Source organism: Cytobacillus sp. Hm23 (genome assembly GCF_051842895.1).
Taxonomy (GTDB): Bacteria; Bacillota; Bacilli; order Bacillales; family SM2101; genus Nanhaiella.
On record NZ_JBPXRQ010000080.1, the window covers coordinates 1 to 6,269 of the forward strand.

At 32.3% G+C, this 6,269-nt stretch carries 7 protein-coding genes and 1 pseudogene; 2 read left to right on the forward strand and 6 right to left on the reverse strand.

Annotated elements, in window-relative coordinates; translation table 11 throughout:
• Nucleotides 1–50 precede the first annotated feature (50 nt).
• A pseudogene (tnpA, locus tag ACSVDA_RS24425) lies at nt 51–289 on the forward strand (IS200/IS605 family transposase).
• A gap of 435 nt (nt 290–724) precedes the next feature.
• Here the strand turns inward: tnpA and ACSVDA_RS24430 are convergent.
• The 6 genes from ACSVDA_RS24430 to ACSVDA_RS24455 form a co-directional block, all read right to left on the reverse strand.
• Complete coding sequence (locus tag ACSVDA_RS24430) at nt 725–1,231, reverse strand: ferritin family protein (protein ID WP_485886983.1); 507 nt, start codon at nt 1,229–1,231, stop codon at nt 725–727.
• 124 nt (nt 1,232–1,355) lie between these two features.
• Nucleotides 1,356–2,174, reverse strand: a complete 819-nt coding sequence (locus ACSVDA_RS24435; RefSeq protein WP_485886985.1) for an SDR family NAD(P)-dependent oxidoreductase — start codon at nt 2,172–2,174, stop codon at nt 1,356–1,358.
• A 197-nt stretch (nt 2,175–2,371) separates the two neighbouring features.
• The gene (locus ACSVDA_RS24440; protein WP_485886987.1) at nt 2,372–3,079 is read right to left on the reverse strand and encodes an SGNH/GDSL hydrolase family protein; all 708 of its coding nucleotides are present in this window, start codon (nt 3,077–3,079) and stop codon (nt 2,372–2,374) included.
• A 199-nt stretch (nt 3,080–3,278) separates the two neighbouring features.
• Nucleotides 3,279–3,869 carry a TetR/AcrR family transcriptional regulator gene (locus ACSVDA_RS24445; RefSeq protein ID WP_485886989.1) on the reverse strand — a complete coding sequence of 197 codons (591 nt, stop codon included), beginning with the start codon at nt 3,867–3,869 and terminating at the stop codon, nt 3,279–3,281.
• 124 nt (nt 3,870–3,993) lie between these two features.
• Nucleotides 3,994–4,425, reverse strand: coding sequence for a ferritin-like domain-containing protein (locus ACSVDA_RS24450; protein WP_485886991.1), 432 nt, complete (start codon nt 4,423–4,425; stop codon nt 3,994–3,996).
• 498 nt (nt 4,426–4,923) lie between these two features.
• The gene (locus ACSVDA_RS24455) at nt 4,924–5,061 is read right to left on the reverse strand and encodes a DUF6254 family protein (RefSeq protein WP_485886992.1); all 138 of its coding nucleotides are present in this window, start codon (nt 5,059–5,061) and stop codon (nt 4,924–4,926) included.
• 245 nt (nt 5,062–5,306) lie between these two features.
• Here ACSVDA_RS24455 and ACSVDA_RS24460 point away from each other — a divergent pair, with 245 nt between their 5' ends.
• Nucleotides 5,307–5,945, forward strand: a complete 639-nt coding sequence (locus ACSVDA_RS24460) for a CPBP family intramembrane glutamic endopeptidase (protein ID WP_485886994.1) — start codon at nt 5,307–5,309, stop codon at nt 5,943–5,945.
• Nucleotides 5,946–6,269 lie beyond the last annotated feature (324 nt).

The window sequence follows — 6,269 nt, forward strand, 5'->3', positions numbered from 1 at the left end:
AAGAAATTACCGAGTCCTTGTTTGAAAAATGGAATTGCGAGATTATTGAAATGAACGGAGAAGAGGACCACATTCATATTTTATTTGATGCTCCACCACAAATAAACTTGGCTAATACGGTAAATAGCTATAAAACTGTAACATCAAGATATATAAGAAAAGAGTTCCAAAAGGAACTTTCGAAATACTATTGGAAACCTTTTTTTGGAACCGTAGTTATATGGTTTTAACTACAGGAGGAGCTACCATTGACATAATAAAAAAATACATTGAAGAACAAGGTGAATGAAGACCTTAGCGACTACCCCCCACTAAATCAAATAGATTTTGAAGGGGAATGCGTCGCTATTTTTTTGTTCAAATTTATAAAAGAAAAGAGTTTTGAGTGGCATAACTTGTATATCTAAAATTAGAAAGCCAGGACGTCAAAGCGTGTCCTAATATTTGTAGACATAAGCCCTACAGGGGGTATTCTATAACCCATCTGTAGGGTTTATTGTGTTTACAACAATTATTCTAGAACTTCTCTGTACAATAGCTTACTGATAAAAAAGTAGGTTAAATGGAGTAAATCTAAATGTTCTTCTAGCATGTCTTCGAACAGTACATCACCATCATTAAACAAAGAAGAAATTTACTTAATAGCAAAGCAAAAAAAGTGAATAAAGTCATTTGAATCCACTTCATTCACTGTTTCAATTGAACTCTAAAATCTACTCTCTGGTCATCCTCTGCTTTTTGACAACAGAAAACCGAAGCGGATTGCGTGTTCGATTTCATCTGTGAATGCTCGAAAGAATGTATCACGAATTCTTAAATCTTTTGTTAACAAATAGCTATTACGGTATGATTCATAAGCTTTTAGTTCATCTTCATAAGCAAGCTTTAACCCTTCACGGTATGTTCTAAAAACGACCTTATCTATTTTGTATTTAGGCTCATTACCAGTTAAAACGGTGTATAAGTCTGAAAATATTTTTAGGTGCTCTCGTTCATCTTCTAAAGCATGTGAAAGATCTTTCTTATGTTGATCATTCGGTGCAGCCTTTAATAGTCTTTCATAAAAATCAATTGCTGTTGCTTCACCTATTACAGCTTCATTTAAAGCTTCAACAACTTGCTGTGTAATGACTTCTTGATCAGATCGATTATTTACTTGTGTATTTAAATGTCGTTGTTGAGGGTGGACAAGAGCTTGTTGATTCGGGTACTGTGGAGTGTAATAATACATACAATCATCCTTCCTTCATTTTCATATATGTATCATACGAAAAAAAAACTAGGCATGTGCCTGTCAATGGATAAGATGTTGATAATTAATATTGAGCTAATGAATGAGGAAGAACAAAAACTAATTATGTAGTGACCTTCGCTTCTCGTCCAACTTTACATACTAATCTCATTAACAATCTATGAGCAAACGGGAACAACGAAAACATAATATTTATCGTTCTTCGCATTGGAAGTGGACAAATAATCGGTTTATTTTTGTGCACACCGTCAATAGCTATTGTTGCTAGTTTCTCTGGAGACATCATTTTTTGTTTTTCAAGTTGATTAGTCATCATTAGTTTGTTCATTTTAATTGCTTTTGCATGGTCAAATGCTGATGTTCGAACGAATGTAGGACATAATGTGCTTACGTTAATACCGTAATTTTCGGCCTCATAGTGAAGAGATGTAGTCAAACCAATTACTGCATGTTTTGTTGTAGCATATGCTGCACTTAACGGAGATGGACCCAGTCCAGCAGCAGATGCAGTATTAACCATATAACCCCAGCCTTGTTCCTTCATTAATTGATAACCAAATTGAGTCCCATAAATAACCCCCCACACATTTACATCCATGATTTCTTCCCAATGTTCAATGGACATATCATATAATTCACCATACATCGCAAAACCCGCATTATTAAAAATATAATCTATCCTGTTGTACTTACTATATATTTCTGAATAAACGCTCCTTACCATTTTCTCATTTGTTACATCTAGACATATAAATTTAGCATTTACACCGTCTTTGTTTAGCTCATCTTCAGTACGCTTTCCGTTTGTCTCATTAATATCTGTTATGACTACAAACACGTTCCTTGAGGCTAATTCATTGCAAATTGCCTTACCTATTCCTGATGCACCACCAGTTACAATTGCTACCTTTCTACCACTCATCATGTAAAACCCTCCTATTTAATGAGATTTATAGCTTGCTGAAAAACAGATCTACATGAGAAACCATTTTTTATTATTACTATAAACGTTGTAAAAAATTGGCTTTCTTACAAAACCAATCTGCAATCTAATTCGTTTTTCATAACAGGATTTCTAATATATACACCCATTGAAAGGAACAACAATTAATAATACTATTAATTAATAACATCAGCATTTTGTTTACCATTTTGTATTGACGTGTAGACCATTTTCTCATATTGCTCAGCTACAAATGTAGCTCCTACAGAATTTAAGTGAACGCCATCGAGAGTTAGGTATAACCCCCTTTTTGATGAAATATGATCAATTCGAACAGCTTTTTTATAAAGGAGAACATCAAATAAAATTCTAATAGCACTAGTTGATATATAATTTGAAGTATTAAGGCCATCGAGTTCATTTTTGAGGTAGGAATGTAAATCTAAACATGCTACATTATCGTATTGTTTAGAGATCGTATGAATCAAAGAAGATAGTTGCTCCAATGTTTTGTTAGAATCATTGTCCAATTCCTCCCCTATAACTGATGGTGTGACAGTGACAATCTTAGTTGATGATTCAGACAAGATACGAAGAATCTGATGATAGTATTGCTTAAATTCTTGATGATTTTTTGCAAAAGGCTGTGGTTTGACACCTAATAATTGTGAATATACATCATTGATTCCTATCCACAAGAACGTTAAATCGTATTCGTACGGAAAAGTTGTATTTGCTAAACGTTTGTTTAAGCTGATTACCGTATCCCCTGCTTTTCCATAGTTATCTATTAAGATATCTTTATTTCTCTTTTGTAGAATTGATGAAAAAGAAATACCTGGTCTTCCTTCAGTTAAACTATCTCCTATTAAAGCAATACGCATTAGTTGCCCCTCCTTTAAAATGTTTTGTAAACACCATTTCGGTAAATTTAAGTTTACGTCAGCTAATAACCCGAGCCCAACCTCATTATTCTTCCATGCATCCAATTGACTACAAGAATGAACAAAGAAGGAATGATGATTTCACATGTATACTTTTTGAACGATCGTTCAATTTCGGTTAAAAAAAATATCGATGTTGTTAAGATTTAATAGATTCCAAAAATATAGTCACGGCTTCAATAAAAAGTCCTTCTAAAGTTTCAAATTCAAGAATACCAATTGATGCACATAAACCGCCCATCCAGGAGCTAAATAACATTGTTGTTTCTTGGATGTTTTTTATAGAAAATTCTCCACCCTCAAGACCTTCTTGAAATATTTCAAGATAAGTTTCAAAGGGAACAGCAGCAAGGTCTGTATATAAGTTTTGAACAGTATTAGGATCAACTTGACCATTAGTAGCCATTTCTCTTCCTGCTTGAAGCAATGGGGTTTCAAAATTATATAACACATGTTTCGCTATTCCATACAGTTTCTCAGTTGCATTTTCAAATGAAATTAAAGTGTGCTGCCATTTCTCCCTCCATTCAGTCATTGATTTTTTAGCTAAAAATACAAATAGCATCTCCTTATTTTCAAAGTAATAATAAATATGGCTTTTGCTTAAACCAGTAGCTTTGGATATATCGCTTATAGAAGTAGCTGCATAGCCTTTTTGAGAAAATATTGAAGTTGCATGTGAGATAATTTTCGACTTAGCATCTTCTTTTGGCAAGTTTTTCTTATCCAAATAATCACTCCATAATAAAATAAACATACATTTGAACGATTGTTCAAAAAAATAGTACCATATCATTAGGTACTATTCAAGAATTTTCAAACAATTAATCATAGGATAATACTATTTATATTTATTAATGAAGAATATTCTTTAATTGCTGAACATGACTCCTATCTTCATCAATGATTTTCTCAACTATTCTTAAGCTTTCATCATCTAAATCTCCTCTTACGATATCCTCTGACATTTTAATTGAATATGTATTTTCTCCATCAATAAGCCCTTGAATAATTCCTTCTTTTGTATCAGGAAAACCTTTTATTTCACTAATAAGCTCTTTCATATTACCCACTATCCCGGGATTATCTGCAGGCTCACCTCCTAAGTTTTGAATCCTTTCAGCTAATAAATTTGCATGTTCTTTGTGATTTTGTTGTATTTTTTGTAGATCCTTTTTCAAATCATCATCTTTTACAATTTGCATATAACTTTCATATGCATGTATACCCATATATCTTCCTTTCAATAATGCATTTAATTCTTTAATGACTACATTGCTCTCCATCATATATCCCTCCTTATATGTGATTAGTATGATCAAATCAATATTTATCATATACATAAGTTGTATAGGACATGCTACACAAACCTCATCTCTTTTTCCCTCCTAATTATTAACAACTGGTTGACATAAGAGATAATTATTCAATTCATCACCCTGAAAAAAATTTATTATATAAAAACTCCATAATTAAACAATTGTGATAGTTTGTAATTTGTATAGTTCCTATTTTAATATAGAAATGACCGTTCTATAATAAACAGTAAGACCGAAGCTGAATTATCGACGCATGTTACATGAAGAGTCATATTGTGAGAAATCGAGACGATGTAAAAGGGTTAGACCGGGAATTACATATTTTGTTTTTTCCTAGATTGGGGACAACGGTCATTCATGCTCTAATTAACCTTCACTCGCTTCACATAGTTTCAGCTTGAAGTGAGGGCATTAAATTAATGATAAAAACACGCACTAACATGTGAGTGCGTGTATAAAATTTACTTACTGTTTTCCATTGTTATTTTTACTTGTTGTAGCTTCATTCACTAGTTCTTCATACGATTTTACTTTGCCGTGAGGATTTTGAGATTGCTTCCTAACAGACCATTGTCTTTCTTGTTGTCCTTTTGACTGTGTCATAAAAAACCTCCTATGAATACTTGTCCTTTGTTATGATGTCAATGTAAGTAAATTTTATTCTTTGTTACTAAACTAAATTAAGTCAGAGATTCAACGTCTTAGAGAAGAAATAACATCATAATTCTAGCTGTTTATATCGTTATTAATGAGTATGAAATACAATAATCAATGGGAAAATTCTTTATATAATACTGTCAGATTGATCATAATAATTGATTATTCAGGAGACTTTGTTTTTCTAACCATTGTGTAAACACCATTCTTTAGAAAGTGAGGGTACCGATATTAAAGATCGAAAATTATTATACATCATCCTTCTAGCACACTTATTATTATTTATAGCCTTTCATTTTCTATCATTATTTTGGTACGCACTTCCAATATCGTTGTTCGTATTATCATACATATCACTAAATATAGAAAGAATGTACTTTGAAGGAAGTTGGATAAGGAGTTTAATAATAGGTTGCTGCTCAGGGGTAGCATTGTACTTAATATTTGTAGTTGGAAAGGTAGTTATAATAATTTTACAATTACCATTCATTGATCAAATTCAAGCTCTTTACGAAACAGTAAATCCAACCCTTTGGTGGCATTATATTGTTTTGTTTTGCGTTATTATCCCTGGAGAAGAACTTTTTTGGCGTGGATTGATTCAACAACGTCTTTCATATTTAATTAAGTCAGAACAAGCCATATTTGTAGGGGCTATTCTATACGCATCTGCACATATTTATGCAGGTAATATTGTTTTAGTTCTTGCTGCTTTAATTGGAGGTATAATATGGGGTAGCTTATATGTTTGGAAAAGGAACATGGTTTTACTTATCAGTTCTCATTTAATATTTGATTTGTTTTTAGTCATACTTTTCCCACTTTCATAATTTTTTTTGAAAAGGATTTTTGAGCAACTAGATGATAGTTTGAGCCAATGTCGCTGTAATAGAAGGAAACAATGCTAAAAAACCTACGTATTTTTCTTACTTTTAAAGACGTTGTCTCCGATGTTCGATGACAATAGGTTGTAATAAACATTCGTTTTTTGCTCAAATATCCTCCATCTATTTTCATAGCTTTAAGATAGTGACCTGTGAACCTATCCAACTAATTGTTACACAATTTGATGGAGCATCCCTTATCTTAAATAGAGTACAAAACAAGCTATTAAGCCACCTTCGGTGACTCTAATGCCAAGTTAAGACTAATTA

Coding starts and splice junctions, on each gene's coding strand:
- ACSVDA_RS24440 (WP_485886987.1), bottom strand. CDS start 3,079: ATGCGTATTGCTTTAATAGGAGATAGTTTAACTGAAGGAAGACCAGGT.
- ACSVDA_RS24450 (WP_485886991.1), bottom strand. CDS start 4,425: ATGGAGAGCAATGTAGTCATTAAAGAATTAAATGCATTATTGAAAGGA.
- ACSVDA_RS24435 (WP_485886985.1), bottom strand. CDS start 2,174: ATGAGTGGTAGAAAGGTAGCAATTGTAACTGGTGGTGCATCAGGAATA.
- ACSVDA_RS24430 (WP_485886983.1), bottom strand. CDS start 1,231: ATGTATTATTACACTCCACAGTACCCGAATCAACAAGCTCTTGTCCAC.
- ACSVDA_RS24455 (WP_485886992.1), bottom strand. CDS start 5,061: ATGACACAGTCAAAAGGACAACAAGAAAGACAATGGTCTGTTAGGAAG.